Genomic DNA, 291 nt, shown 5'->3' on the forward strand with positions numbered 1-291 from the left:
TTCCACTTCACCGGCAACCTCGACCCCGACACCGGCACCCTCCTCGAACAGTTACTCGTCCCCCTCGCCGCCCCCGACCCCGCCGACCCCTCCGGCACCCCCGACCCCCGCACGACCGCCGAACGCCACGGAGACGCCATCGCCGCCATCACCGACCTCGCCGCCCGCACCCCCGACCTCCCCGTCAAAGCCGGAGAACGCGCCGTCGCCACCGTCACCGTGACCCTGACAGACCTGCAGGCCGCGGCGAAAACGGTATTCCTCGACGACCACACCCCACTCCCCATCGCC

At 71.8% G+C, this 291-nt stretch carries 1 protein-coding gene; it reads left to right on the plus strand.

The window, feature by feature from the left end; translation table 11 throughout:
- The coding region (locus tag OO71_RS46020) for a DUF222 domain-containing protein (RefSeq protein WP_033296450.1) at positions 1 to 291 on the plus strand (291 nt) is incomplete at both ends.

This window comes from Amycolatopsis jejuensis, assembly GCF_000717335.1.
GTDB classification, from domain to species: Bacteria; Actinomycetota; Actinomycetes; order Mycobacteriales; family Pseudonocardiaceae; genus Amycolatopsis; species Amycolatopsis jejuensis.